This window comes from Paenibacillus sp. FSL F4-0122 (genome assembly GCF_038002845.1).
Lineage (GTDB): Bacteria > Bacillota > Bacilli > Paenibacillales > Paenibacillaceae > Paenibacillus_AQ > Paenibacillus_AQ odorifer.
In genome coordinates, this window is record NZ_JBBODI010000001.1 from 3,463,214 (window position 1) to 3,488,663 (window position 25,450).

The following is a 25,450-nucleotide window of genomic DNA, read 5'->3' on the forward strand; positions in this document are numbered from 1 at the left end:
AGGAGAATCTCCCTATGAAGATACAATCGTCTGGGGCTTCTCCCAATAAGAATGGCGATAAGATCCACAAGGACCCCTCTAAGGGGCGTTCTGGTAGCGAGTCTACAATTACCCGCCGGCAGTTCCTGACTCGGAGTGCGGCTGCTGTAATCGGCGCAGGATTGCTTACAAGCGGATATGCATGGCAGGGGGAGCCGAACTGGATTGAGGTCACTAAGCTGGACTTGCGTTTTAAGGAGCTTCCTTCCGCTTTTTCAGGGATGAAGCTTGTTCATTTCAGTGATACGCATCTCGGATTTAATAAGGATGCCAGGGATCTGGCCCGACTCGCTAAACATATAAGCAAAGCTGAACCGGATCTTATTTGCTTCACGGGTGACATTGTGGACAGCGATCCTGAGGATCTTGTTGAAGCCGTACCGGTGCTGGCAGCGTTAAGTGCGCCATTGGGTAAATTTGCGATATTAGGCAATCATGATTACAAGAATACCCAGCTGGTTACCGAGCTGCTGGAGTCTGCGGGCTTCCGGGTGCTGAGGAATAAATCCTACCTTCTAAAAAGAGGCGGGGCAGTCATGGCGGTTACGGGTCTGGATGATCTGTTACACGGTAAACCCGACCCAGCGAAAGCCATTACTGGTGTTCCTGAAGGAACCTTTAACGTCCTTTTGATGCATGAGCCGGATTATGCGGATACCGCACAGGCCTATTCATTTGATCTACAGCTTTCCGGGCACAGTCATGGCGGACAAATTCGCCTGCCCTTTATAGGTGCGCCATTTACACCTTATGGATCTCTTAAATACATAAATGGATTGTATTATACAGAAGACAAAGCCATGCCTGTGTATGTGAATAGAGGGTTTGGAGAGACATACATGCCTTTTCGGTTATTGTGTAGGCCAGAATTAACGGTTCTGACGCTGCATCGGTCCATGAGCTGATTAGGCTGGAATTTTAGCTGCACGGAAGGGGAGAGAAGATGAGCACCTATGGAGCAGTGTTGTTAGAGACACAACATGGTTTAGCAGTTGATCTGAGGCTGATCATGCCTGAGGATGTTTTAGCTTTGCGGCAGCTGCTCTCCCATCCAGATGTGCAGCGCCATATTCTAGTACGCTCTGGCCCTGGATCAGCATCTGCCCAGGTGGAGAAGCTGGTAAACCGGATGTTATTTGCCTTCGATCCTTGTGCGCTGCATGCCGGGATCTATTTAAAGGGGCAGCAGCGGTTGATCGGTATAGTGGCTTTGCAGAATTGGAACCGCCGTGAGGGCACAGCTACCTTAGGATATATGCTGGACCCGGCATGGTGGGGATGCGGGCTGGCGACGGAGGCCGTGGGTTTGTTTTTGAACTATAGTGTTCATACCCTTGGGATAACAAGGATCGAAGGACGCTGCACAGGAGATAATATTAGATCGGAACGTGTGATGCTCAAGAACGGTATGAAGCTGGAGCGGGTGATGCCCAAAGTCGGCTCCTTGGACGATGTAATGAAAGTATTCACATTGTTACACAAATGAAATAATGCCGTTATCAAACTCTAACAGTGTGCGGTTAAACTAAGTACATGACCCCCTTTTAAAAATATACTGCTTTGGGACCCGATGATTCGGGTCCATTTTTTTTGATTGAAAAGAGTAGCGTAAGTGATTGGCAGTACCGAATCCGATCGTTTATGATTAACATACTATGGAGTGGAATGACCAAGGAGGCGTAACATTTTGAATGAAGTGGTACAAACATTAAAAAACCATCGTTCTTTCCGGCAATATTCAGACCAGCCTGTGGAGCCAGAGAAGCTACAAATTATGATTGAATCGGCTCAAGCCGCACCGTCATGGGTTCATGGACAGCAGGTATCGATAATCGCCATCAAAGATCCTGCGCGTAAGCAGCAGCTTTCAGTTTTGTGCGGAAATCAGAAGCATGTAGCGGCAGCACCGGTTTTTTTGGTATTTTGCATGGATTTTTATAGAGCTAAAGTAGCTAGTGAGCTGGAAGGCAAGTCTTTTGAAGCCGTGAAAGATGTGGATGCACTTTTGGTTGGAGCTACAGATGTGGGAATCTCATTGTCTAACGCGATTGCAGCGGCGGAATCCATGGGACTGGGCATCATTCCTATTGGGGGTGTGCGCCGCAACACAGCGGGTGTGATTGAACTGCTGAAGCTGCCGGAGTACGTATTCCCTGTCGTCGGCCTATGCGTGGGATACCCAGCGGAGGAGGTTTCTCAGAAGCCGCGGCTGCCACTGGAAGCTATATTTCATGAGGAGCAATACAATCCGGACGTACAAGGCCTCCTGGAGGCGTATAATCAAACCCACCGTGAATTCTTGCAGCAGCAGGGGATGACGGAGAGAGATTGGACCAGTACGATTGCTCATTTTTATGATATCAACCCGGAATATGGAGATGCGAAACGTACGCTGAAACAACAAGGTTTTAGCTGTGATAATCTGTAAATAAACAAAAAGATGCACCAAGCTGAGATTGGTTTAACGGAGGGTGAACCCTGCCCCTAAACCAAAACGCTTGGTGCATTATTTAATTTCTCGCTTAAACGCTTACCGTCCTTATAGGGACGGTGAAGGCGTTTAAGCTTGTTTACAGAGAAACTTTGACTTTTTGGCGCTGCTTGTAATAAACCCAGTGTGTAAAGCCTATTTCTTTAAGCTGTGCAGCTACCGCATCCCGATCCTCGGCGACCCGGGACGGCTTATGTGCATCCGAACCAAAACTAACCTCTACGCCAAAATGTAGTGCCCGCTCCAGAATATCTTCAGAGGGATACCAGCCGCCGACCAGCTTAGTCCCGCCTGAGGTATTGATTTCGATGGCCACGTCACATTCACTGATTACACGCAGACAATCGTCAATCGGCTGAGGTGCAGGGATTTCGGAAAAAGCAGGATAATTCCCCTTCATCGCATCAATATGTCCGAGTATTTGGAACATACCACTGCGTGCGGAATCAGCAATTAACCGGTAATATTCAGACTTCACGCGGATCTTCTCATTTTTGCTAAGGTTTTTCCAGCGCCCTTTGTTAAAAATGCTGACTCCACTAACACTATGTACCGATCCAATCACATAATCAAAAGGGTAGGCGGATAATGTCTTACGGTATATCTCAGCATGTTCGGGGAAGTAATCTGATTCGATGCCTAACAGTACGTCGATAACGCCTTCGTACTCTTTTTTGAGGGAGAGAACATCATCTACATAATTAGCAAATTCGGATTTAGCCATTGCGATTTTGGGAAAAGCCTGATCGGATGGATCTCCGAAATAGGGAGTATGATCGGAAATACCTATAACTCCCAATCCAGCGGCAATCCCAGCTTCGATATAATCTCTAATCGTTCCGTCAGCATGGCCACAGCGGAAATGATGGGTGTGTAAATCAAATTTCATCAAGAACATCTCCTTTAAACAAGGTTATGCAATCAGCTCAGAAGTAATCGGTTCCACTTTGTGGGTGGGATTTATTCAGACCCGATAAATTGGGTTTCTGGCATGCCTTTAAGATCGCTTAGGAACTGCCTCATAGCAGAGTTTACGTATTTTCCTGATTTTGTGATCACGCCAACAGGATGGGTGACTTCCAGCTCAATAATTGGCACAATTTTGAGGGTGCCGGCTCGAACCTCAGCGGTTACTGACTGCTTGGAAATAATGGCGGCGCCCAAATCGAGCTCGACCATCCGTTTCACTTCCTCGCTGCTGGTCAGCTCCATAATGACCTGAGGTTGAATGCCATGTTTGTTCAGAACCTCATCCGCAAATTTACGGCCCACTGTATCTGGTGAGAGCAGAATTAGCGGGGTCTTGCTTAAGGCTTCTATCCCAGCGGTCTTCACTTGAGCGAGAGGGTGTCTGGGAGAGACCACCAGTTCGAAGGTATCATAATACAAAATGGAAGTAGACATGCCCGGGCTACGTCCAATTAAATAACCGATGCCGACATCAACAATGCCGTTTTCGACATGCTGATAAATTTGTGATGAGGACATAGAGGAAATTGATGTTTTGATATGGGGGAACTGGTCTTTAAAATAAGATAGAATACGCGGTAAAATTTGAATGGCGATTGAGGTAGTTGTGCCTAGAACTATATGACCTTGGGGATTTTCATCAAGATCTGCAAGCCGTTCCTTAAGTTCCTCGACAATCCTCACTATTTGTTCCGCATGCTCCAGAAAGACAGTCCCTCTATCCGTTAATGTAACAGGCTGGTTTCGGTCAACCAGCTGAGTCTTGAACTCTTCTTCAAGGCTCTTAATCTGTGCTGAAACCGCTGGTTGGGTCAGATTAAGCAGTTCTCCGGCCTTGCGAAAGCTCATCGTTTTGGAAATTGTTATTAGTGTCTCCAGCTGGCTGATGTTCATGGAATACCTCCTTTGGACCATCGAATTGGATGTGTAATTGCGTTAATATCTTACGTTCCACGTTGGCATTTGTTTAAATTATAGGAGATAATACCCGGCAGAGCAATGTTGCTGCGTAAACTATCTTGGGTTTGAATTCGACATATGCATTAATTTTTGCTGAATTGTGCCGATATATAAAGTATAATATATCCATATTGCTTGGGACTTTTGGTATATGACCAAAGCACGATAAAGGGGGAGACTAGACATTCATGAAAGCAGAAGTAATTAATCCGTTTCTAGAGTCTGCACGGACTGTTATAGAACAAGTAATTCAGGTCTCGCCTTCTACGGGGAGTTTAGGCATTAAAGAAATTGAACTGATCGATAATCATATATGGATTCAAGTAGGGATGACAGGCCAACTGAGCGGAAATATTATATTTGGTATCGCGGAGCAGGTAGCCTTGCGAATGGTATCGATTATGATGGGTGGCTTTGTGATCACCGAGATGGATGAGATGGGTCAAAGTGCGATTTCAGAGCTGAGCAATATGATCAGTGGGAATGCCAGTACCATTCTATATAATCAAGGTGTTTCGGTGGATATAAGTCCTCCTCAGATTATGAAGATGGAAAGCATGTCTTTTATGCCTCGTAAAGCGCTTAGTATTCCGTTGTTGATGGATGGGGTTGGAGAGATGGATATTCAGGTGATGATCTCTTAGGCAAGAGTTAGGAGCTGAAATACTTTTCATGGTACTCAAAGATAAGGTTGTTGTGATTACAGGAGCGTCAAGCGGCATTGGTGCATTAACAGCACAGATGCTTAGTAAAAAGGGGGCAATCCCCGTCCTGGTAGCACGTTCTGAAGCGAAGCTGAAAGAAACAGCAGCCGGTATCCCGGGCGTTTTTGGACTGTACACCTGTGACGTAACAGATGCTGAAGGTGTTCAAAAGACCTTCGCACAAATTTTAGCCGCATATGGCAGAATTGATATTTTGCTAAATAACGCAGGGTACGGCAAATTTGCTGCTTTTACGGAGATGGAGCCTCATGAATTTGACGATATGATGGATGTTAATTACATGGGGATTGTCCGGTGCACGAAGGCTGTTGTTCCACATATGCTGGAGCGGGGAAGCGGCCAGATTGTAAATGTGGCTTCCATGGCAGGGAAGATAGGCACAGCCAAATCTGTAGCCTACACAGCTACCAAACATGCTGTTCTCGGATTCACAAATGCGCTCCGTCAGGAGCTGCGGAAGAGTGGAATTATCGTCTCGGCTGTGAACCCGGGGCCTATCGCCACCGATTTTTTCAAAACGGCAGACCCGTCTGGCAATTATGAGAAGAGTGTAGCCCGGATGATGATGACCCCAGAGCATGTATCTTCTAAGATCGTTAAGGTTATGGAGACCGGCAAAGAAGAGCTCGATCTTCCGGGTCTGGCAGGGTTTGGCATACGGCTTTACGGGCTGTTTCCTCGCCTGGCGGACAAGCTTACTTATAATGCGATGAACAGAAAATAGACCCTGTTGTCAGCTTTATTGGCCTTCCATTTGGTGGAGAGGCCTTTTTGGCATATAATGAAGATATTATCTCAAGCGAAAAGGATGAATTACACTTATGAATAAAGCTTCTTTTGCGGCTATCGGCATTCAGGAAGACCTCATTGCCCGGTTGTCGGAATTCGGCATTAACGCTCCATCCCCGGTACAAGAGCAGACAATACCGCTTCTACTAGAGGGAAGAGATGTTATTGCAGCTTCCCAGACTGGAACGGGTAAGACGCTGGCCTATCTATTGCCGCTGCTTCAAACGATTAATCCGGAGCAGAAGGTGGTCCAAAAGCTGGTGCTCGCCCCTACACAGGAGCTGGCGATGCAAATCTTACGCGAGGCGGAACGTTATGGTGAACAGCGCGGAATCCGAGTTATGGGTCTTATTGGCGGGGCCGCAATCAAACGCCAGATTGACAAGCTGCGTGAGCATCCACAGCTAGTTGTGGGAACGCCTGGGCGGATCCGCGAGCTGATTGGACTTCGTAAATTGAAGATGCATGAAGTCAGTACTATTGTTCTGGATGAGGCGGACCAAATGTTCCAGCTTAGCGGAGCTGGCGAAGTCACAAAAATTGTCAGCAGTGCGCTGCGTTCACGCCAGCTTGTTATGCTGTCGGCAACGATCGGACCAGAGACGAAAGCGCTGGCTAATCGTGAAATGAAGAACCCAGCAGAGGTTGGGATTGCTCCAGGTGTAATGACTGCTGAAAGTTTGGAGCATCATTATGTTGTTGCTGAAGAGCGTAACAAAATGGACATGCTGCGCCGGGTGATTCGCCATTACAATCCCGATAAAGCGATTGTGTTCGTGAATGCTACAGATGATATTGCCGAGGTTGAGGCTAAGCTGAATCATCTTGGGCTTACTGCGGCAGCACTCTACGGAGATGCCGATAAGGTAACGCGCAGCAATGTATTAAAAGGTTTCCGGGAAGGTAAATTTCGTGTGCTTGTTGCCAGTGACGTAGCTGCCAGAGGACTGGATATTGAGAATCTTTCTTTGGTAGTTAGCTACGATCCGGCTTTTGATTCTGAACATTATGTACACCGTGCAGGCCGTACCGGACGGATGGGACGCCGCGGCTTATCTGTAACGATTGTTACAGAGCAACAAACCTTTATCATGCGGAAATTCGCTCGCGAATTGGATATTGCGCTTGAGGAGCGGGAGATGGTCGGTGGTAAGGTGCTTGCAGCAGATGAAGCGCGCAGCGCTTTGCGCAATGGACGAGGACGGAGTAGTGAAGGCAGTGGGCAACGCCGTGATGGATCCGCTCCAGGCAGCGGCAAGCTGCCTGTAAGCACATCTGGAGCCTCCAATGTTCAGTCGCCATCCGTTGGAGCAGGTACGCAGCCTGCCAAAAGAATGGCTACGATTAACACAAATGAAACAACAAGCGGAGAACAACAGCGCGATCCACAGCGCAGTGTGAATCCTTCTGCGGGAGCACGCGGAGATGCGACTCCTGCACGGAGCAAACGCAGCAGCAATGCGGAACGTGAGAAGAACCGTAAAAATAAAGGAGCTCCAAAGTGGTTGAAAGACAAAACTCCGAGAGGTGACGGTCAATGAATAATGCTCCCGTATTGCAAATTACGGGTCTCAGTGGTGGGTACAGCCTGAATAAGCCAGTGCTGCATGATATTGCACTTCAGGTGCAGCCTGGCGAAATGGTTGGTTTGATTGGTTTAAACGGAGCAGGAAAAAGTACGACGATGAAGCATATTCTAGGATTGATGTCGCCCCATAAGGGCGATATCACCGTACAGGGCAAGACGCGTGCTGAAGATCCCGTTGGATACAATAATGCGTTGTCTTTTGTACCGGAATCGCCGCTACTGTATGACGAAATGACGGTTCGTGAGCATGTTGAATTTACTGCCAGAGCTTATGGGGTAGATCAAAAGGATTATGAATCCCGCACCTCGCATCTTGCCAAGCTGTTCCATATGGAGGATAAGATGGAAACCCTATCGACCCATCTATCCAAAGGGATGAAACAGAAGGTTATGATCATGTGCGCTTTCGTTGCACGACCTGCATTATATGTCATCGACGAGCCCTTTTTAGGATTGGATCCGCTAGGTATCCGCTCCTTGCTTGATTTCATGATGGATCTAAAGAACTCTGGATCGTCGATTCTGTTAAGCTCTCATATTCTTTCCACAATAGAGAATTATTGCGACCGTTTTATTGTATTGCATAAAGGTAAGGTGATTGCACAGGGTACGTTGGCGGAAATAGCGGCAACTGCCGGGCATCAGGGGCTGACTTTGGAGCAGCTGTTCTACGAGCTGGTTCAGGGAGGGAAATAATATGGATTTGAAAGAGCTGCGGCGCACGCGGCGCGGTCGATTCATGGGAAGTATGCTTCCTTATGTGGGATATATCATTCAAAGCGGCGTAGCCATGGTTTTCCTGTTCGTGTTGATTGTCTTCTCTGCTTGGTATACATCGCTGCTACAAAATGTACCTGAAGGCATTCCCATTCGCTGGATTATGTTAGCATTACTGTTGCCTGCGACAGTGCATAGCGGCTTCCGAACCTATTTGCAGACCCCGGATACGATCTTTCTGCTGCCTCAGGGTCACCGCATGAAGGAATATTTTGCACCCTCCTGGGTCAGTGGAAACGTGTGGAAGATCATTCGTTTGTTATTTGTACTGATCACCCTTTGGCCGTTGTACATACGTACAGATGATTCTCCCAAGCGACTTTTATTTACAGTGTTGATCCTGATTGCTGTGAAGCTGATCGCGAGCTATGGATTATGGAAAGAGATAGCTATGCTGTCACGTCCGATGGCAGGTGTGTTTGCTTTCTTGCGCTGGGCAGTTGGAGGTTTGATTATTGCCGCTTGGCTGTGGCAGCCTGCCGGCCCGAGCCTGATATTTATGGTGTTATTGGCAGCAGCCTATCTTGCTGCACTGTCTGTGCCCGGACGTCACGCTGTGCCATGGGAAAGACTGATCGCCATGGAAAACAATCAAGGTGCACGTGCGCTGATGGTTCTGGGCTGGTTCGTGGATGTACCGGGCCGTGAGCAACGGGTGTATTCCCGCCGTTATCTTTCCAAATGGGGCGCTAAGCTGCCTTGGCGTAAGGATACTGCTTATCGGTATCTGCTAACCAAAAGCTTTGCCCGGGGCGATATCTTTGGAATCATTATGCGGATATCGGTGCTGGCTCTGCTGCTGAATTGGTGGAACCGTGATAGTTACTTTGGCACCGGAATTTATTTGTTCTTCCTGTTCATCATTGGTGTTCAATTGTCGGCACTCCGCAAATTGCATAGCGAGTCTTTTTGGCTGACAGTGTATCCTTTTCCTGAAGGCAGTAAGGCGGACAACACGACACAATTTGTATTCCGTGCGCATCTGGTTGTGGCATTGATTCTTGGATTACCTTTCTTAGCTTCCATAGGTGACCGTCTGATGCCAGTGGTCTTTACCTTAGCGGCAGGTGTTGTGGTAGTCTTTCTGTTTAAAGGATACTTGTCCCGCAAAGCGGCACGATTGGATGATGACGATCTGTAAGGCAATTTCATAGTCACAATAAAAAGGCTGTCTCACAGTAGAGAAATTCTACGAATGAGAGAACCTTTTTTTTGCTGGAAGCATAATTTGAGCCGGGCAAGTCCTTAAATTTGCAAAAACGGAACAGAGTATTTAAAAAATGCTGTATGTCTTTTACCAGATGGCTCCAGCATAATAAGCCTGTATCTTACATCATGTATACGCTTCCATTCATAGGCGTAGTCATCCGTACCAACAAAACAGTATTGGGGGAGGATTCAGGCGTGAAAAGAAGATTATCAATATTCATGGTGGCGCTTTTACTATCATCCTTATTCTTGAATGTGCTTGAGGCGGGTATACCACGGGCCGCAGCGGATGCCGCAGGAGTTCCAGTGTACTATGATCCCACAAAAAGTGTGGAGGAGCGCACTGCGGATCTATTATCCCGAATGACGCTGGAAGAGAAGATTGGGCAGATGGTTCAAGCAGAAAGAGCTGCCGTCACTCCTGAGGAGGTACAGAAATATGCTCTTGGCTCTGTACTCAGCGGGGGAGGCTCATTCCCTAACGGAAAAGAAAGTGACAGTACCCGCGATAACTGGAGAGACTTGATAGATAGCTATCAGGATGGTGCATTGTCTACCAGATTAGGCATTCCGCTGCTCTATGGGGTGGATGCGGTGCATGGACATAACAATGTCAAAGGCGCGACGCTTTTTCCGCATAATATTGGCCTAGGGGCTGCTAATGATCCCGCATTGACTGAGCTTATTGGTGCAGCTGCTGCTAAGGAAGTAGCCGCAACAGGAGCGAACTGGACATTTGCCCCAACGATAGCCTCCCCTCATAATGCAAGATGGGGTAGAACCTATGAAGGTTTTAGTGATAATCAGGATATTTCAGCAGAACTAGGTGCGGCTTATGTGTTTGGTCTGCAAGGACGGACTGCTGCTGCATTGGCAGGGACAGATACAATCACGGCAACTGCAAAACATTATCTAGGTGAAGGTTATACGGATAATGGTGTAAATCAAGGCAACATCACTAAATATACCGAGCAAGAGATCATGGATAAGGATTTGAAAATTTATAAAGCAGCTGTAGACGCAGGGGTGCAGACGGTTATGGCCTCCTATCACAGCATCCAAGGTCTTAAAATGCATGCCCATAAACATTTACTGACCGATGTTTTGAAGGGTGACAAGAAAAATGGCGGGCTTGGCTTTACCGGTTTCGTGATTTCGGATTATAACGCTGTGCAGCAAATCACAGTGGATAGCGAGGGCAAAGCAGTTAGCGGGTTGAAGAACCAGCTGTATGTGTCCGTAAACGCCGGAGTCGATATGTTCATGATGCCGACCGTTTGGAAGGATACGATTAAGTACATCACAGAACTTGTAGGCGAAGGTAAAATTACTACTGAGCGCATAGATGATGCGGCAGAACGTATCCTGCATGTCAAAATCGCTTCAGGATTGTTCGAGCATCCCAAAAGCGAACCGGATCTGTTGAGTGCATTTGGCTCAGCAGAAAGCCGCAAATTAGCCCGCCAAGCTGTGGCGGAGTCGCTTGTTCTTTTGAAGAACGATGAGGTAAATGGAAGTCCAATTCTATCGCAATTAGGCGGGATGGATAAAATATTCGTAGCAGGTAAAAACGCTAATAATATCGGTAACCAAGCCGGTGGTTGGTCGATCACTTGGCAAGGGAAGTCGGGCAATATAACTGAAGGCACGACGATTCTCGAAGGGATAAAGGAGGCTGTTCCTGCTTCTACAACGGTCACATATAACCTTAATGGGCGTGGGGCTGCTGGTTATGATGCAGCGATCGCAGTTATCGGTGAGACACCTTACGCCGAGACCGATGGCGACCGGACCAGCTTGAATCTGGATGAGCAGGATCTGGCGACACTTGCGAATATACGTGCTGCTGATCCTAATATTCCGCTTATCGTCGTATTGGTGTCTGGACGTCCAATGACGATAGCCAGCCAAGTGGAAGATTGGGATGGGCTTGTGGCAGCTTGGCTACCAGGTACAGAGGGTGCTGGAGTAGCTGATGTGTTATTTGGTACTAAGGATTTTGTAGGCAAAAATCCAATTCGTTGGCCATTCACTTTGAATAATTATCCGGCAGACAATAACAGTACCAATGTGTTGTTCAAAACGGGATATGGCTTGACCAAAAATGAGAAAACACCAAAGCTTCCAACCGCTCCTGTCGATCCGGAAGCTCCAGAGATTCCTTCCCTGCCGATTCCCGGCAAAATTGAAGCAGAGGACTTTTTGAACAAAAGCGCAGGACTGCAAACTGAAAACACGCAGGATATAGGTGGCGGTCTCGATGTCGGCTATACCTCGGCTGGACAGTGGCTCGAATATAACGTGAATGTGGCGCAAGCAGGTACGTATCAAGCCGATTTCCGCTATTCCGTTAATAGTGGCACTACAGGCATCAACATCAAATCAGCAGAGGGAACCAAGCTAGGAACATTAAGCGTGACCTCAACAGGTGGCTGGCAGAATTGGCAGACGAAAGCTGTAGAAAATGTTGTGTTTAAGAAGGCAGGATTGCAAAAGATCCGTCTGGAATTTACCGGTGGGGATATCAACCTGAACTGGGTGAGCTTCACTCGAACAGGTGATGTGCCTGTAGATCCATCAAATCCCGGAGATGGCGGGGAAAGCACTAAACATGTTATTAAGTCAGATGTAGTTAGCTCCTGGGTATCGAGTGAGCGAGATCCTTCCGATCGGAAATGGTATTATGCTGACCGTTATCAAGAGGGTGATTTGAAGCTGGAAGAGCAGGCGAAGCTGGATATTGTGGTTCCTGACGTGAAGGCAGGTACAGAGATCCATATTGATCCTGACCGGAAATATCAATCTATTCTAGGGATCGGTACCTCCATGGAGGAATCGACGGTTAATAATCTGGCGAAGATGTCTGCGGCGAAGCAGGAGGAATTGCTGCGGAAAATGATTGATCCTGTATCAGGGATCGGAATGAGTATGCTCCGGTTGACGATTGGGACGGCTGACTTTACAGATAAACAATTTTATACCTACGATGATATGCCTCCAGGACAAACCGACATTAATTTGGAGCATTTCTCCATCCAAAAGGACATTGACTACCATATCATCAGCACGGTTAAAAAAATTCAAAACATCAATCCGGACATTAAGTTTTTTGCCTCACCTTGGAGCCCGCCGGGTTGGATGAAGACTACAGACAGTATGATCAAAGGCCAAGTGAAGGATGAATATCTGCCTGTACTGGCCAAATATTATCTTAAATTCGTACAGGAGTACGAGAAGCTGGGAATTACCTTTGAAGGTCTGACCTTGCAGAATGAACCTTTGCTGGAAATTGAATATCCAAGCACCAAAATGCCGTGGGAGCAAGAAGCCCAGCTGGCTAAACTGCTGCGGAAGGAATTAGATGAACATGGTTTCAAAGACGTGAAGCTGTGGACATTTGATCATAATCCTGGTGACACGATGGCCTATCCAGCACAAATCCTAGGCAATCCTGAATTAGGTGCCTACGATGCGGTGGACGGAACTGCTTTTCATGATTATGGCGGTGACCTTGGTCTGATGACCCAGCTCCATAATCTCTATCCTGACAAAAATGTATATTTGACCGAACGCGCAGTCTGGGGTACCTCAGGCGCAGACCGCATTGCTCAATATTTCCGTAATTGGGCCCGCAGCTATAACTCCTGGGTAGCGATGCTGGACAGTGATATTGCCTCCCATCAGTGGACCGGAACGCCAGACCCAACCCCGATTGTGCAGGATTCGGGAGACCGTAACCATTACTGGCTGCTGCCAGAATATTATCTGATGGGCCAATTTACGAAATTCGTTAAACCGGGGTACGTGCGGATTGATAGTGACTACGGCTCAAGCAGCACTGTAACGAACGTAGCTTTTGCTAGTCCGGATGGAAAAGAGATTGTGACGGTAGTGATCAACCAGACGTCGGATCCACAGCCGTTCAAATTGCTAGTGGACGGTGCGCAAATTAGTGCTGTGCTGCCGGCGAAATCAGTGGGCACTTATAGCTGGGAACGTCTGAATGGTATACAGACGGTGCCGGGTGTAGTGAATGCTGTTGATTTTGAAGAAGCGCAAGGGGTTTACACTGTGAATGAGCAGGGTTATATTGGCGGGTTCTCGCCAGACGCCTCGTCCACCTTCGACTATGTGATTGATGTTAAAGAGAGCGGTGAATATTCACTTCAATTTAAGCATGCCGCTCAATTCAGCGATGGCGCCGGAAAATCGGTGGAGATTAGTGAAGATGGTAAGGTCATTGCTACGCTTCCAATTGTGCAGCAGACGGAGAGTATGACCGATTTTGCAGATTATCAATCCTTGATCTCTCTGAACAAGGGCATTCACAAGCTCACCTTGAAGACGAACGGGAACGGTTATAATATCCGTTCATTAGTTTTACGCCAAGCGCCTTCCGGATCACATGAGCTTCCTGGTGTGCTTCAAGGGCAAGACTACACGACAGCTTCAGGTGTATTAGTAACGGGTGGTGCAGTGGGTTATACTGACCCCGGCGATTGGGTGAAGTACAAGATTAATGTACCTGCCAGCGGTACCTACCCACTCCTGATCTCCTATGCTACTAATCAGGATGATGCAGAGCTGGAACTGCTGACGGGAGAGGATGGAGCAACGGTAACGGCAGCGACTTATGCTTTGACGAAGACGGGGGGATGGTCCAATTGGCAAATAGCTAATGGAACAGTAACCTTGCCTGCCGGGGAGCAGACGCTGACCATGAAGGTAAATGGAACAGGATTTCATCTGCAGTCGCTTACGATCGGACCCGGGCTTCAATCGGAGACTGCTTTGGTAGAAGGAAATGAGGAGGGTGCAGAAGTTATCGTCAAGCTAGTAAATGACAAATATGCACCTGACCTGGACACCGCTTATTGGTCTATTGAAGGTTACGAAGGTACGGTTGTGGATAGCGTATACCGGGTGGATGATTATACAGCGAAGGTCGTATTAGCGGGGACGCGAGCTATTGATTTCGACACTGATCGTACGCTTACGGTTACCGCTGATGTGTATCAGACAGAATCAAATCAGTCTTTTGGCAGCGTCCATGTTCTGAAATTGCCACTTATAGTTACAGCAATCAACGACGAAGAGAGCATTAGTCTTTCTCCGAGTACTCTTCCATATCAAGTGAACGGGAATGAATTGGTAGTCAGCCTTACAGGAGGGACATTTAATCCTGATGCCATTCAGAGCATTTCTGTCTCGGGCCCAGGTAAGGATCAGGGGCATGTAAGTATTGGGGCAGCTGCCTTACTTGACCCTACCCATGTGAAGCTGACGCTGGCATGGAATGATCATACCCCGTATTATAGTGATTTGCAGCTTACCGTGAATGTGCCTGCAAATGCTTATGCCGATTCAAGTGGTGGCGTGCTGCGTGCGGAGGTTAAGCTCTTAGGAACAACTAGTGCTACAGCACCTATAGAAGTCACAAGCTTGAACGCACTGGATCAATTCTACCAGCTGCAAGGTATCACAGTCAGCGGCCAAGGCAGTGGAGCGAAGCTGACCGGCATTGATGCTGGAGACAGCATTGATTACTGGGTAAATGTGCCGCAGGATGGAAACTATACTTTTACGCTTACCGTGACTTCCGCGAATGGTGCTCCTAAGGGCATTATTTATAAAACGGAGGATGGGAAGACATTAAGAACCGTTGATGTGCCGAATCTTTACTCGCAAACCGTTGGCATACGCACCGTTCTTCAATTGAAGGCTGGTGAACAGAAGCTGCGCCTGCAAGCTGGATCAGCAGGATACGAGCTTAGTGGTATTAAAATAGAACCTTATACTGAAGTAATCATGGATGGCACTGGTTCTTTGAAAGTGGAAGCCGAGAATTATTACGATGCTACACCCAATGGAATTCAGAGTACCATGACTGGCGATGTGCTGGATTTTAGAAATGTCGGGTTTACCGTTGCAGGTGGTTCTATGGATTATATGCTTGATATTACTGAAGCCGGATTTTATAAAATCGTATATCGGTATGCTACAGCACAAGGCGGAGTAAGCACTACGCTATCTGTAAATGGTACAAAACTCTCGACAGTGCCTATGCCTACTACAGGTGGCTGGTCGAATTACACGCTGGCGAGTGGTGTCGTACAACTTGCGCAAGGAAAACAGGTAGTACGGATGAACTTCAATAATGACGGTGCCAATCTAGATTGGTTCACGCTTGAACGGACGGAAGAAGGAGAGCAGCCGATTCATTCAAAGACTTCCTTACCTGTTTCTTCTTTGAAACCGGGAGCTTACAGCGGATTACAAACGATCAGCCTTACTACAGCGACATCAGGAGCAGAGATTCATTACACAACCGATGGGTCGTTGCCTACAGCAGACAGTCCACTTTATACCGGAACTATTGACGCAGCAGGAGTCACAGTTCTTCGTACGATAGCGGTAAAAGAGGGCATGGAGAACAGTTTTGTAGCTCCATTCACGTATGTGATCAGCGGAGCGGTTGATATGAAGACGGTGTCAGCACCGCAGGCTGATCCTGCCGGGGGAACTTATACAGGGCAGGTTGCTGTGAAGTTAACTACAGCTACAGCTGGAGCGTCTATTCACTACACGTTGGATGGCACTGTACCTACAGCAGCCAGCGAACTGTATAGTGGAGTGATTTATGTAGGCAAGAGCAAGACGATTAAGGCGATTGCTGTAAAAGAGGGCTGGAAGCCAAGTGATATTTCCAGTTTTGAATATATCGTTTCTGCGGATAAACCTGAACCAACACCAACACCTACACCAACAGCAACGCCTGAACCAACCCCAAGTCCAACCTCTGAACCGACTACTCAGCCAACGACAGCACCAACTTCCGGAAGCGGGGGTACCTCAGGTGGTGGCAACAGCGGAACAACAGGGGGGGATTCAAGCGGAAATGCAGGCAGTGTAACAGGCAGCACCATCCTTACAGCAGCACCAGTGCTGAACAGTAATACCGGTGCGGCAAGAGCAAGTATAGACCTGGAAAGCTTGAAAAAGGCTGCTACAGCAGGCTTAAGTGGAGCAACTTCAGCGGTTACTGTTGATATACCGGCAGTAGCTAAAGCTAAGGGTTATGAGCTGCAATTGCCAAACGGTATAATCTTTGCAGATGATAAGACTTCATTGGTCGTTCATACTGAATTTGGTGTGCTGGAGCTGCCAGGTAGTCTGCTGAAACAAGCAGCAAAAGAGGCAGGAACCCCATGGGTAATTACGATAACCAAGGTGGATTCAGATTCTCGCCCAGAATTTAAACTGAGCGTAACTATCAATGGCAAGGAAGCCGTATGGAACAGTTCTGACATGCGGGTTAAGGTGTCCCTGCCGTATACTCCACAATCAGAAGAACGTGGTAAAGAAGGACATATAACGATTCATAGTCTGAATTCGTTGGGGATTCTAACGGTTGTTCCAAGTGGCAGATATAACGCTGCTACGGGGATGGTTTCCTTTACAGGAATTCTCTCTGGTACGTACAGTATCACCTTTACGGAGAAGACATTCCGGGATATCGGCAAATTTGAGTGGGCCCGCAATGCGATTGAGGTGCTTGGCTCTAAAGGCATCATCAACGGAATGACAGAGGATCAATTTGTGCCTCAAGCGGAAGTGAAGCGGGGAGATTTTGTGCTCCTGCTTATAAAAGCGTTTGGCTTGGAAGGAGATAGTGCAGAAAGCTTCACAGATGTGCAGCCTGGCGATTACAGATATGAAGCGTTGGCTATGGCGAAGCAGTTGGGGATCACCACTGGTCGTCCAGATGGAAGCTTTGATCCTAACGCTTCTGTTACGCGGCAGGAAATGATGACACTGGCTGCAAAAGCGATTGCAGCAGCCGGCAGACAGCTTCCAGCCGGCAACGGAGCTTCAATGTCCAGTTTCACGGATAGCCAGCAAGTATCAGCATTTGCACGTGACAGTGTGGCAGCACTAATACGTGCTGGCCTGATCAAGGGAGACGGCTTGCGGATTCATCCACAAGGTGTTACCACCCGTGCAGAGGCAGCGGTCTTGATCTACAACCTGTACAATCTGTAATACATCAGTTGTAAAGATACTTTAGCTTTTGGGCTGTCGCATCCGTAGATTTTCTACGTTTGCGACAGCCTTTTTTAGGTGTGGTTATTGGGTGAGTATCTAAGTTTAGAAGTTCGCATTAGCTAGATCTACATTAAGCCTGCAACTCCGCCGCCGATCATAATTATCCCCGGAGGCTTACGGACCCCGCAGACGTTATTTGCAAATATATAACCTTTATCGGGGAAATTCGGACACCAGTGGCGTTATTCCCTATGAAGAGGTTCATATTTGGGGTTTGGCATGCTAATAACGGCTTTGGGGTCCGTAAGTAAGTAAAATATGGGATTATACTGCCTTTAGGGTCAGGGGTGTCCGATAGCTGCTTTGTGCGGGCAAATGTGATCTGGGGTAACGAAGGTTGGTGCGGTTGGTGCTTAGACCAAGGTGGAATAAAAAAAGACGTGGACGTCACAGCAGCCATTATCATGACCTACTGGACACCCACGTCTATTGTAAAAAAAAGGGATTGAAAATAGGAAAGAGCTTAAAGCTCTCTCCCGAGACTGTCATTAATGGTTAGACAAAAAGTGAACGGCTGATGATAACCAGCAAGATAAAGAGAACCAGGATGGCGCCAGTGCTAGTGAATGGGCCACCTCCACAACATCCATATCCGCCTCTAACTTCTTCGCTCATGTTCATTCCCCTTTCGGTGTGTGTGTTGTACTTGAGTACATCGTATTGTATGTGCGGAGAGAGGGGCGTGTATAGGCCAATGTCGGAGTCGTGTACAAAAAAAATCAGCTCCATGAAAACGGAGCTGATTGTAAGCTATATAAAGTTCAGTTAGGCTTTTTCTAAATCGCGAACACCTGCGTATACAAGATCGAAAAGATCTTCGAGCTGTTCCTCTTCGATACATGAGAAGGCAATACGTAGATCAGTTTCACCCAAAGCAATAGTGCCTAGTCCGTAATTATGAATCAGGTGAAGCCGGAGCTCTTCAGCCGCAACTGTGTGCAGCTTCAGACACATAAAGTAACCGGAGTTAAAAGGATAATACGTCCATACATCCTCGCCGTATTTACCGCTATCGAGCAGTGCTTTTACTTTATTCGCACGGCCTTTCATGATCTGGAACTTCTCTTCCTTCTGTGCTTCGAATTCCGGCGACTTCAAGGCGTCTAGTACGAAGGTTTGCGAAGGATGCGCACCGCTGGAAATGGTGGCACGGATGATACCTAGTGTTTTTTGCTCCAATGCTGCCAGCAGGTCTTTGTCCTCCGAGGCATAAGTGATGAAACCCACACGGAAGCCCCAGACAAATTCTTCTTTGGTCGCACCGTCAATCTTGATTGGAAGCACACGAGGATGCAGATGAGCCAGTTTGCCGAACAGCGATTCTTTTAGTGAATCCTCAAAGAATAACCCGAAGTATGCATCATCACTTACAACAACAACGTTGATGCCTTCCTCAGCCGCACGAAGGATAGCTGCGACGATCTTATCGCCTTCCTTAATTCCTGGAGTATATCCGGTAGGATTGTTAGGGAAGTTCAGCAGCACAATCGCTTTGCCGCGTTCTTTTTGAGCGAGCAGCGCGTCTTCCAGACCTGCACTGTTGAAAGTCATTTCTTCTGTGAACAGCGGATAGTTAACGGTCTCCCCATGGCGGCGGATTCCGAAGGTTAATTCGTAGTTCTCCCAGTTCTTGTCCGGGTAGATAATCGCGTCACCTGGCTCTGCGAAGAGGTCAGCGACAATGCTAAGCCCGTGAGTCAGGGCATTGGTTACAACGGGATTGCTGATGGTTTTACCTTCTAGCGATGGATTTTCGCGCAGCATCTTTTCACGCCATACAGTACGCAGCTCTGGTTTACCTGCCGGAGGGGCGTAACTATAAAGATCCTTAGGACTGTAAGCGGAGAGTTTATCCTGAATGACGCCGAGGTGCATAGGTACGCCACCTTCAGTAGCAATACCGATAGTTGCGTTGTATTTCTTGGCGTGAGCTCCTGCTTCAGCGGATTGGCTCAGGATGCCCTCTTTTGGGAAGTAAATCTCTTTGCCAAGCGTAGAGAGCATATCATACACATGTTCATTTCCTGCTTTGATACTTTCGTTTAATTGTCCAGCTAGTGGATTCATCAGTTTCATCCTTCCAGGGTTCTTTGGGGATAACATACTGTTAACATTGCCTAACATTATATCACCGCCAATTGCAACCGTCACTTGGAAAGATACGATTTTTAAAAAATATCATTCGGCGTGGAAAGGGCAGTATTTTTTCATCATTTCTATCGTTTCTTCATCCCGTGGATTATTTCTTTCGGACAGGCCGGAAATGATGCCGGAGCGCTCTTCTTCTTTTAGGTTTTGCCCAAACTTAAACTTCGCAGTGATCTCCTCGGGGGTAATGCGCACAACGGCAACTCCCTTTAGACGGGGACGGTATCTAGGGTCCTCTGCATCGATGGAATCATACCCCCCCTCGGGCTGGAGCTTTTTCATAAATAAGGAGAGTACGCTGGCTTTTTCATTAATGTCTTCGACAGGTTCGGCTGTGCCGTAGGCGGTCACACTTTTAAAATAGGCGGTTGCAGGGCATGCCAGCTCGGGATCGCTAAAATAAGACGGGATAAGAGCATACTCATCCGCTACCGTAAAGCAGACCTTCTGCTGATTGCGGATCGACTTCATTTTGCCACCAGCATGACTGCCATGGAAATAGAAACAACCATCTGTATACACAAAATTCAGCGGTGTCACCCGCGGTTGCCCCTGTTCATCGCTTGTCCCGAGAAAACCAAAACTCATTCCGTTTAGAAAAGAGACCAATTCTTCCTCCTGATCTACTTTAAATTCTTTTCTGCGCATAGGGATCACGTCCTCTTTCTTTTTAGTCTAGAGCGTCTGCTCCAATGTAATTGTTCTTTAAAGAATAGTAGAGTGGTTGACAATTAAAAAGGACCAATTAAGATAGTTTTTAATGGACCACTTGCTGGTCAAGGAGGATAACGATGAATATCACGCTGGCATACGATCAATATCTGGCGATACACCGCTACAAATATTTAGCGTTATATCACGCGCTTCGCGCAGGAATATTGGAAGGAACACTTCCGGGAGGCACTCCGCTGCCGTCTACACGAAGTCTTGCTAAGCACTATGAGCTGTCGCGCGGATCGGTCTCGCAGGTGTATGAAATGTTGCTCGCTGATGGTTATGTAAGGACTGAAACGGGGCGGGGGACATTCGTATCGGAAGATAGCTTTGCTTCAGCTGCCAGTCGCAGTGACGGTGAGAATCAGGCTTTGGGTGAAGCCACAGATGCTGCTGGAGGAGATTGTGAAATCGAGACTACGATTCCTATTTCAGCATGGGGAAAGCGGCTGCTTGCGCGCCCGATACCCTTTTATGAAAAGAGTAATAAGAAAGCAGTGAGCTTCCAGAGTAGTGGTATGCGGATGGAACATTTTCCTTACTCCGAATGGCGCAGTGCGCTCTCTTATGCCGGAGGGAAGGAAGGTGGATTGCTGCAAAGCACTTGTCCACCTCAAGGCGATGAAGGACTTCGGAAAGCTATCGCTGCACATCTGCGGATTACCCGCGGGATTCGCGCGGATGCAGAGCATATCGTATTGTTCAGCGGTTCGATGCAAGGCATCGTTATTTTGACGCAGCTGCTGCTGGATGCAGGGGGCTCAGCGGTCGTAGAGGACCCGGGCTTTCACGGGATCCGGCGAGCCGTAGAGATCACTGGAGGCCGATTGCTGGCAGGGAAGCTGGATGGCAACGGCCTTATTCCGGAGGATTGGGATGCCCGGCTGTTGTTTGTTACGCCGAGCCGTCAATTTCCTACGGGTGTGGTACTGCCTTTGGAACGACGACGGACCTTGTTGGAATGGGCGCAGCGGCATAATGCAGTAATCATTGAAGATGATTATGACAGTGAGTTCCGTTGGGCTGGGCGTCCCATCGAGCCCTTAAAAGCACTGGATCGCGAAGAGCGGGTCGTGTATGTGGGCTCCTTTTCAAACACGATGTTTTCAGGCCTTCGGCTCGGCTTTGCAGTGCTTCCGCCCTCTCTGGTAAAGCCGACTATCGCCGCCAAGGCGCTATATGAGCCCTTGCCGGTAGGGCTGCTGGAGCAGCGAGCCTTGGCGCGGTTCATGAATACAGGCGGCTATGGCCGTCATCTGCGCCGGATGACACGCATCTATGGTGAACGCGGACGCATCCTCAGGACGCTGCTGTCGGAACGGCTTAAGGAGCTCTTCGAGCTGCTGCCTGGTGATGCGGGCTTGCATGTATATGCCCGCTGGCTGCGCAGCAGCGAAGAGTTTGTTGCTTTCCGAGCGGCAGCGCTTAGGCGCGACACGGATTTTAGAGATGCCGCGTTATATCAGCTATCACCGGGAGCACCGGCCGCTTGTTTTTCTTTTGCCCATCTGAATGCCGAGGAGCTGGAGGAAGGGATAACAAGCCTGCATCTGGCGTGGGAAGATGTACAAAATGCAACATGACAAGGTATGATAAAGAAGATGAAATGCAAAACTAAGCGAATACTTACGAATTTTGACGAAGAAACTCGGAGTAGATTAAGCTAAACAAAACTATATGGACGCTGCGAAGTCAGAGCAGATTTAGCTGACAATACTAAGCGAATGTTTACGAGGCAAGTTTGCGAAGAAGTTCAAAGTAGGTTTGCTAACAAAACAAAGCGGATGCTTACGAAGCGAGTTTTGCGAAGAAGTTCAAAGTAGATTTGCTAACAAAACAAAGTGAAATGCTTACGAAGCAAGTTTTGCGAAGTGGTTCAAGGTAGTTTATGCTAACAAAACTTTTAGGAGGGAACGTTATGCTGCATGCATCGCCGTCCTCTTTTGTTATTTTGCCGGCTCTGGCTAAGATTGTGTGCGAGCCGGGCTGGAAATGGCAAAAAAGAGAGAAGTCGCTGCAAAATTATGATTTATTTTATGTATGGAGCGGGGAAGGGACGGTTGTGCGTAACGATGAACCCTTTCAAGTAGGTAAGGGAAGCTGCTTCCTTTTTCGTCCGGGTGACCATACTAGTGCTACACATAATCCGCAAAAGCCACTTGTACTTACATATATTCATTTTGATGTCTCCGAAGAGGTGACGGATATTCCGCTGCCCTATCGTGAGCTTACAGAAACCGTTGAATTTGAACATCTGCTTGCTAGGTACGTTCGACTATTTCTGGTGGATACTTACGCCGCTGAGGAAGAAGGGCAGCTTATACTGAAGCAGCTGATGATTCATCTGCTGAGGGAGGACCGTGTGAAGCCAGTAGAACGTTATGTTAGCAACCATTTGACAGAAATCATTCACGAAATAGCGAACTATGTGAGCCAGCATCCGGGGATTGCACATCGTGTAGAGGATCTTGCTGCTCGTGCGGGGCTTTCGCCTCGGTACTTTTCAATTAAGTTTAAGGAGCTTACGGGCTCTTCTGTGCAGTCTTATGTCATCCGAGCCCGGATTGAGCGTGCGCAGCATTTACTGCTGTACGCAGGAATGAATGTTACTGAGGTCGCAGATGCGCTCGGATATCGTGACATTTTCTTTTTCAGCCGCCAGTTCAAGCAATATACCGGAAAAAGTCCATCTGAGATCCGCTGATTCACTTTTTTTGTTTCAGTTTGTTCAACCAAGGGTAAATACTTTGCAGTTTAGTTTACAGAGAATTTACATAACTTCTTGGAAGGAGACTCTTGGCATGATCATCAGACGCAGAATCTGCAACACGGATTGTAAGAGTGGAGGCGGAGGTATTTTTAGAAACCGCTTAAAACGGTTAAAGCAGGCGAACGCTTTTGTCGTGGACAGCTGGTTCTAAACGGAACAAGCAAGCATACAATCGCATGATATGACTAAAAATATAAATAGCCGGGGCCATGAGGCATCCGGTTTTTTTGTGTTGTTAGAAATTGATATATATAATGAACTTAAGTCGAAGACTAGAGTAACTGATGGACATTACATCGTGCCTCACGTTGTATTTTGTACAATGGGATTGAGTCTAAAAGCAGTCGGATTTGAATTCTGTTGCACATCTCACATTCAAATTCAGGAGAAGCAGCCTTTCTAGAGATCATCACGATAATCTATTGCACGAAGTACAATGTAATGTATTTCCAAGTAAAAGTTAAGATTTTCTGTTGCACATTCTGCAATGAAGCGTAAGCTCATGTACCGCACTATCCACACGCCGTTCACGGTCCATGCACGCCTCATTCACGTACCTTTGAGGATGTTTAATTGGTCTAACTATGAGGTAGCGGTAGATATTTATTTCTACGATTGGGTTATTACTAAGGTGAGAGCTTTCCGCGATACGTTTCGCATAATGTTGTTCGTCGGTAAAATATATAAGGTCCATAGTTGGAAGGAGAGAGAGAAAATGTACGAAATCGTACTAATACGTCATGGTGAGAGCCAGTATAATGTACAGAATTTGTTCACAGGCTGGAGTGACCCGGATTTAACTGAGAAGGGTATCCAAGAGGCAAAGACTGCTGGCAAGCTGTTGAAGGACGCTGGGTATACATTTGATCTGGCTTTTGCTTCGGTACTCAAACGCTCGATTAAAACTCTTAACTATGTACTGGAAGAGATGGATTTGCTGTGGATACCCGTGCAAAAGTCTTGGAAATTGAATGAACGCCATTACGGGGCATTGCAGGGATTAAGTAAAAGCGAGACAGCGCTAAAATATGGAGATGAGCAGCTGCATATCTGGCGGCGGAGTTTATCGGTGAGACCCCCGTTGCTGGAGCTTGATGATCCTAGGTATGCCAGAAACGATATTCGCTATAGCGGTGTTCGTCCGGAAGATATCCCGCGTGGAGAGAGCCTGGAGGACACTGTACATCGTGTAGGCGATTTCTGGGGAAACCGGATCGTCCCTCTTTTGCGTAAAAAAGAACGGGTGCTTATCTCAGCCCACGGCAATACGCTGCGTGCATTGATTAAATTTATGGAGGATATTGATGAAGCGGCATTGCTGGAGCTCAATATTCCTACCGGAGTACCGCTCGTGTACAAACTGGATGAGGACATGAATCCTATCAGTCGCTTTTATCTAGGAGATCCGGAACAGGTAGCGGCCAAGGCGCTTGATGTTGCTAAGCAGGGACATGTGTAATTGGCGTGTAATAAGCGTATAGGCGTAGCAGGTGTATTAAGATAACGGTGTGGCAGGTTGAATAAGCAAAACAGGCGGCGTAATAATCACATTAGGGCGTAGCAGGTTAATAAGCGTAACAGGCGTATTAGGTGGTTTACATGAAAAGATAAAAGGACAGCCACGGGGCTGTCCTTTTTGCTATTAGTGTGTTTGTGACCAATCAAATGTGCGAAAATGGCGCGTATAAGGTCAGCTGGGTGCGAAAGCGTTGAATGTTAACCGTCGACCAACTCTCCGTAGATCCTCGACCAACGCTCCACTAGCCCTCAAATCCTCAACTAACTCTTGACCATCCCTCCACTATCTCGACCATCCCTCCACTATCTCGACCATCCTCAACTAACGCTCGACCAACCTCGACCAACGCTCTAGCAAATGCTTACGGACTCAGCAGCCGCTATTTGCCCATTTATCGCCATTTGAGCGGAGTTTCGGACTCCAGCGCCGCTATTGCCTAAGAATCGACTCTAATAAGGCGTTTTTGGTGCCAATAGCTGCGGTGGAGTCCGATAGAATCGCAAATGTGTCAAAAATCCGCGTATAAGGTCAGCTGGGTCCGATAGCGCCGAGCGTTCACCTTCCACTAACGCTCGACCAGCCCTCCACTATCTCGACCATCCTCAACTAACGCTCGACCAACCTCGACCAACGCTCTGCAAATGCT

General features: G+C 47.6%; 17 protein-coding genes. 12 read left to right on the top strand and 5 right to left on the bottom strand.

Annotation, left to right across the window (positions count from 1 at the left end; genetic code table 11):
* Positions 1 to 14 precede the first annotated feature (14 nt).
* The 3 genes from MHH49_RS14975 to MHH49_RS14985 all read left to right on the top strand — a co-directional run bounded on the left by MHH49_RS14975 (position 15) and on the right by MHH49_RS14985 (position 2,467).
* Positions 15 to 944, top strand: a complete 930-nt coding sequence (locus tag MHH49_RS14975) for a metallophosphoesterase (RefSeq protein WP_081382462.1) — start codon at positions 15 to 17, stop codon at positions 942 to 944.
* Positions 945 to 982: 38 nt separating this feature from the next.
* Positions 983 to 1,525 carry a GNAT family N-acetyltransferase gene (locus tag MHH49_RS14980; RefSeq protein ID WP_051491088.1) on the top strand — a complete coding sequence of 181 codons (543 nt, stop codon included), beginning with the start codon at positions 983 to 985 and terminating at the stop codon, positions 1,523 to 1,525.
* Positions 1,526 to 1,735: 210 nt separating this feature from the next.
* Positions 1,736 to 2,467, top strand: a complete 732-nt coding sequence (locus tag MHH49_RS14985; RefSeq protein WP_254924580.1) for an NADPH-dependent oxidoreductase — start codon at positions 1,736 to 1,738, stop codon at positions 2,465 to 2,467.
* Positions 2,468 to 2,609: 142 nt separating this feature from the next.
* Here MHH49_RS14985 and MHH49_RS14990 read toward each other — a convergent pair whose 3' ends face one another.
* Both MHH49_RS14990 and MHH49_RS14995 read right to left on the bottom strand, forming a co-directional pair.
* The gene (locus tag MHH49_RS14990; RefSeq protein WP_076103723.1) at positions 2,610 to 3,419 is read right to left on the bottom strand and encodes a histidinol-phosphatase; all 810 of its coding nucleotides are present in this window, start codon (positions 3,417 to 3,419) and stop codon (positions 2,610 to 2,612) included.
* A 71-nt stretch (positions 3,420 to 3,490) separates the two neighbouring features.
* Positions 3,491 to 4,393, bottom strand: a complete 903-nt coding sequence (locus tag MHH49_RS14995; protein WP_038573173.1) for a LysR family transcriptional regulator — start codon at positions 4,391 to 4,393, stop codon at positions 3,491 to 3,493.
* Between the two features lie 254 nt (positions 4,394 to 4,647).
* On the opposite strand from MHH49_RS14995, the gene MHH49_RS15000 reads away from it, so the two are divergent.
* The 6 genes from MHH49_RS15000 (at position 4,648) to MHH49_RS15025 (ending at position 17,590) form a co-directional block, all read left to right on the top strand.
* Positions 4,648 to 5,103 carry a chemotaxis protein CheX gene (locus tag MHH49_RS15000; protein ID WP_036679793.1) on the top strand — a complete coding sequence of 152 codons (456 nt, stop codon included), beginning with the start codon at positions 4,648 to 4,650 and terminating at the stop codon, positions 5,101 to 5,103.
* A 28-nt stretch (positions 5,104 to 5,131) separates the two neighbouring features.
* Entirely contained in the window at positions 5,132 to 5,908 is a 777-nt protein-coding gene (locus MHH49_RS15005; protein WP_036679791.1) for an SDR family NAD(P)-dependent oxidoreductase, read from the top strand.
* A gap of 97 nt (positions 5,909 to 6,005) precedes the next feature.
* Positions 6,006 to 7,514 (top strand): DEAD/DEAH box helicase, encoded by a 1,509-nt coding sequence (locus tag MHH49_RS15010; RefSeq protein ID WP_076103720.1) that lies wholly within the window; start codon positions 6,006 to 6,008, stop codon positions 7,512 to 7,514.
* Positions 7,511 to 8,257 carry an ABC transporter ATP-binding protein gene (locus MHH49_RS15015; protein WP_076103718.1) on the top strand — a complete coding sequence of 249 codons (747 nt, stop codon included), beginning with the start codon at positions 7,511 to 7,513 and terminating at the stop codon, positions 8,255 to 8,257. The genes MHH49_RS15010 and MHH49_RS15015 overlap by 4 nt, the downstream gene beginning before the upstream one ends.
* Position 8,258: 1 nt before the next feature.
* Complete coding sequence (locus tag MHH49_RS15020; protein WP_111505483.1) at positions 8,259 to 9,479, top strand: ABC transporter permease; 1,221 nt, start codon at positions 8,259 to 8,261, stop codon at positions 9,477 to 9,479.
* 263 nt (positions 9,480 to 9,742) lie between these two features.
* Positions 9,743 to 17,590 carry a glycoside hydrolase family 3 N-terminal domain-containing protein gene (locus tag MHH49_RS15025; protein WP_340952268.1) on the top strand — a complete coding sequence of 2,616 codons (7,848 nt, stop codon included), beginning with the start codon at positions 9,743 to 9,745 and terminating at the stop codon, positions 17,588 to 17,590.
* Positions 17,591 to 18,148: 558 nt separating this feature from the next.
* On the opposite strand, the gene MHH49_RS15030 is transcribed toward MHH49_RS15025, so the two are convergent.
* The 3 genes from MHH49_RS15030 to MHH49_RS15040 all read right to left on the bottom strand — a co-directional run bounded on the left by MHH49_RS15030 (position 18,149) and on the right by MHH49_RS15040 (position 20,449).
* Positions 18,149 to 18,268, bottom strand: coding sequence for a YjcZ family sporulation protein (locus MHH49_RS15030; RefSeq protein WP_212592220.1), 120 nt, complete (start codon positions 18,266 to 18,268; stop codon positions 18,149 to 18,151).
* Between the two features lie 150 nt (positions 18,269 to 18,418).
* A complete protein-coding gene (locus MHH49_RS15035) occupies positions 18,419 to 19,720 on the bottom strand; it encodes an aminotransferase class I/II-fold pyridoxal phosphate-dependent enzyme (protein ID WP_076212747.1) in 1,302 nt (433 codons plus the stop codon).
* A gap of 111 nt (positions 19,721 to 19,831) precedes the next feature.
* Positions 19,832 to 20,449 (bottom strand): pyridoxamine 5'-phosphate oxidase family protein, encoded by a 618-nt coding sequence (locus MHH49_RS15040; RefSeq protein WP_076212749.1) that lies wholly within the window; start codon positions 20,447 to 20,449, stop codon positions 19,832 to 19,834.
* Positions 20,450 to 20,592: 143 nt separating this feature from the next.
* Here MHH49_RS15040 and pdxR point away from each other — a divergent pair, with 143 nt between their 5' ends.
* The 3 genes from pdxR (at position 20,593) to gpmA (ending at position 24,744) form a co-directional block, all read left to right on the top strand.
* A complete protein-coding gene (gene pdxR / locus MHH49_RS15045) occupies positions 20,593 to 22,098 on the top strand; it encodes a MocR-like pyridoxine biosynthesis transcription factor PdxR (RefSeq protein WP_036679783.1) in 1,506 nt (501 codons plus the stop codon).
* A gap of 335 nt (positions 22,099 to 22,433) precedes the next feature.
* Positions 22,434 to 23,219: a helix-turn-helix domain-containing protein gene (locus MHH49_RS15050; RefSeq protein WP_076101041.1), complete on the top strand. Its 786-nt coding sequence runs from the start codon at positions 22,434 to 22,436 to the stop codon at positions 23,217 to 23,219.
* 781 nt (positions 23,220 to 24,000) lie between these two features.
* The gene (gene gpmA, locus MHH49_RS15055) at positions 24,001 to 24,744 is read left to right on the top strand and encodes a 2,3-diphosphoglycerate-dependent phosphoglycerate mutase (RefSeq protein ID WP_036679780.1); all 744 of its coding nucleotides are present in this window, start codon (positions 24,001 to 24,003) and stop codon (positions 24,742 to 24,744) included.
* Positions 24,745 to 25,450 lie beyond the last annotated feature (706 nt).

Bases quoted from the DNA above. Each gene is read 5' to 3' on its own strand.
- MHH49_RS15000 (WP_036679793.1), top strand. From the start codon at position 4,648: ATGAAAGCAGAAGTAATTAATCCGTTTCTAGAGTCTGCACGGACTGTT.
- MHH49_RS15040 (WP_076212749.1), bottom strand. From the start codon at position 20,449: ATGCGCAGAAAAGAATTTAAAGTAGATCAGGAGGAAGAATTGGTCTCT.
- MHH49_RS14990 (WP_076103723.1), bottom strand. From the start codon at position 3,419: ATGAAATTTGATTTACACACCCATCATTTCCGCTGTGGCCATGCTGAC.
- gpmA (WP_036679780.1), top strand. From the start codon at position 24,001: ATGTACGAAATCGTACTAATACGTCATGGTGAGAGCCAGTATAATGTA.
- MHH49_RS14980 (WP_051491088.1), top strand. From the start codon at position 983: ATGAGCACCTATGGAGCAGTGTTGTTAGAGACACAACATGGTTTAGCA.
- MHH49_RS15035 (WP_076212747.1), bottom strand. From the start codon at position 19,720: ATGAATCCACTAGCTGGACAATTAAACGAAAGTATCAAAGCAGGAAAT.
- MHH49_RS15010 (WP_076103720.1), top strand. From the start codon at position 6,006: ATGAATAAAGCTTCTTTTGCGGCTATCGGCATTCAGGAAGACCTCATT.
- MHH49_RS14995 (WP_038573173.1), bottom strand. From the start codon at position 4,393: ATGAACATCAGCCAGCTGGAGACACTAATAACAATTTCCAAAACGATG.
- MHH49_RS15015 (WP_076103718.1), top strand. From the start codon at position 7,511: ATGAATAATGCTCCCGTATTGCAAATTACGGGTCTCAGTGGTGGGTAC.
- MHH49_RS15020 (WP_111505483.1), top strand. From the start codon at position 8,259: ATGGATTTGAAAGAGCTGCGGCGCACGCGGCGCGGTCGATTCATGGGA.
- MHH49_RS15005 (WP_036679791.1), top strand. From the start codon at position 5,132: ATGGTACTCAAAGATAAGGTTGTTGTGATTACAGGAGCGTCAAGCGGC.
- MHH49_RS15050 (WP_076101041.1), top strand. From the start codon at position 22,434: ATGCTGCATGCATCGCCGTCCTCTTTTGTTATTTTGCCGGCTCTGGCT.
- pdxR (WP_036679783.1), top strand. From the start codon at position 20,593: ATGAATATCACGCTGGCATACGATCAATATCTGGCGATACACCGCTAC.
- MHH49_RS14975 (WP_081382462.1), top strand. From the start codon at position 15: ATGAAGATACAATCGTCTGGGGCTTCTCCCAATAAGAATGGCGATAAG.
- MHH49_RS15030 (WP_212592220.1), bottom strand. From the start codon at position 18,268: ATGAGCGAAGAAGTTAGAGGCGGATATGGATGTTGTGGAGGTGGCCCA.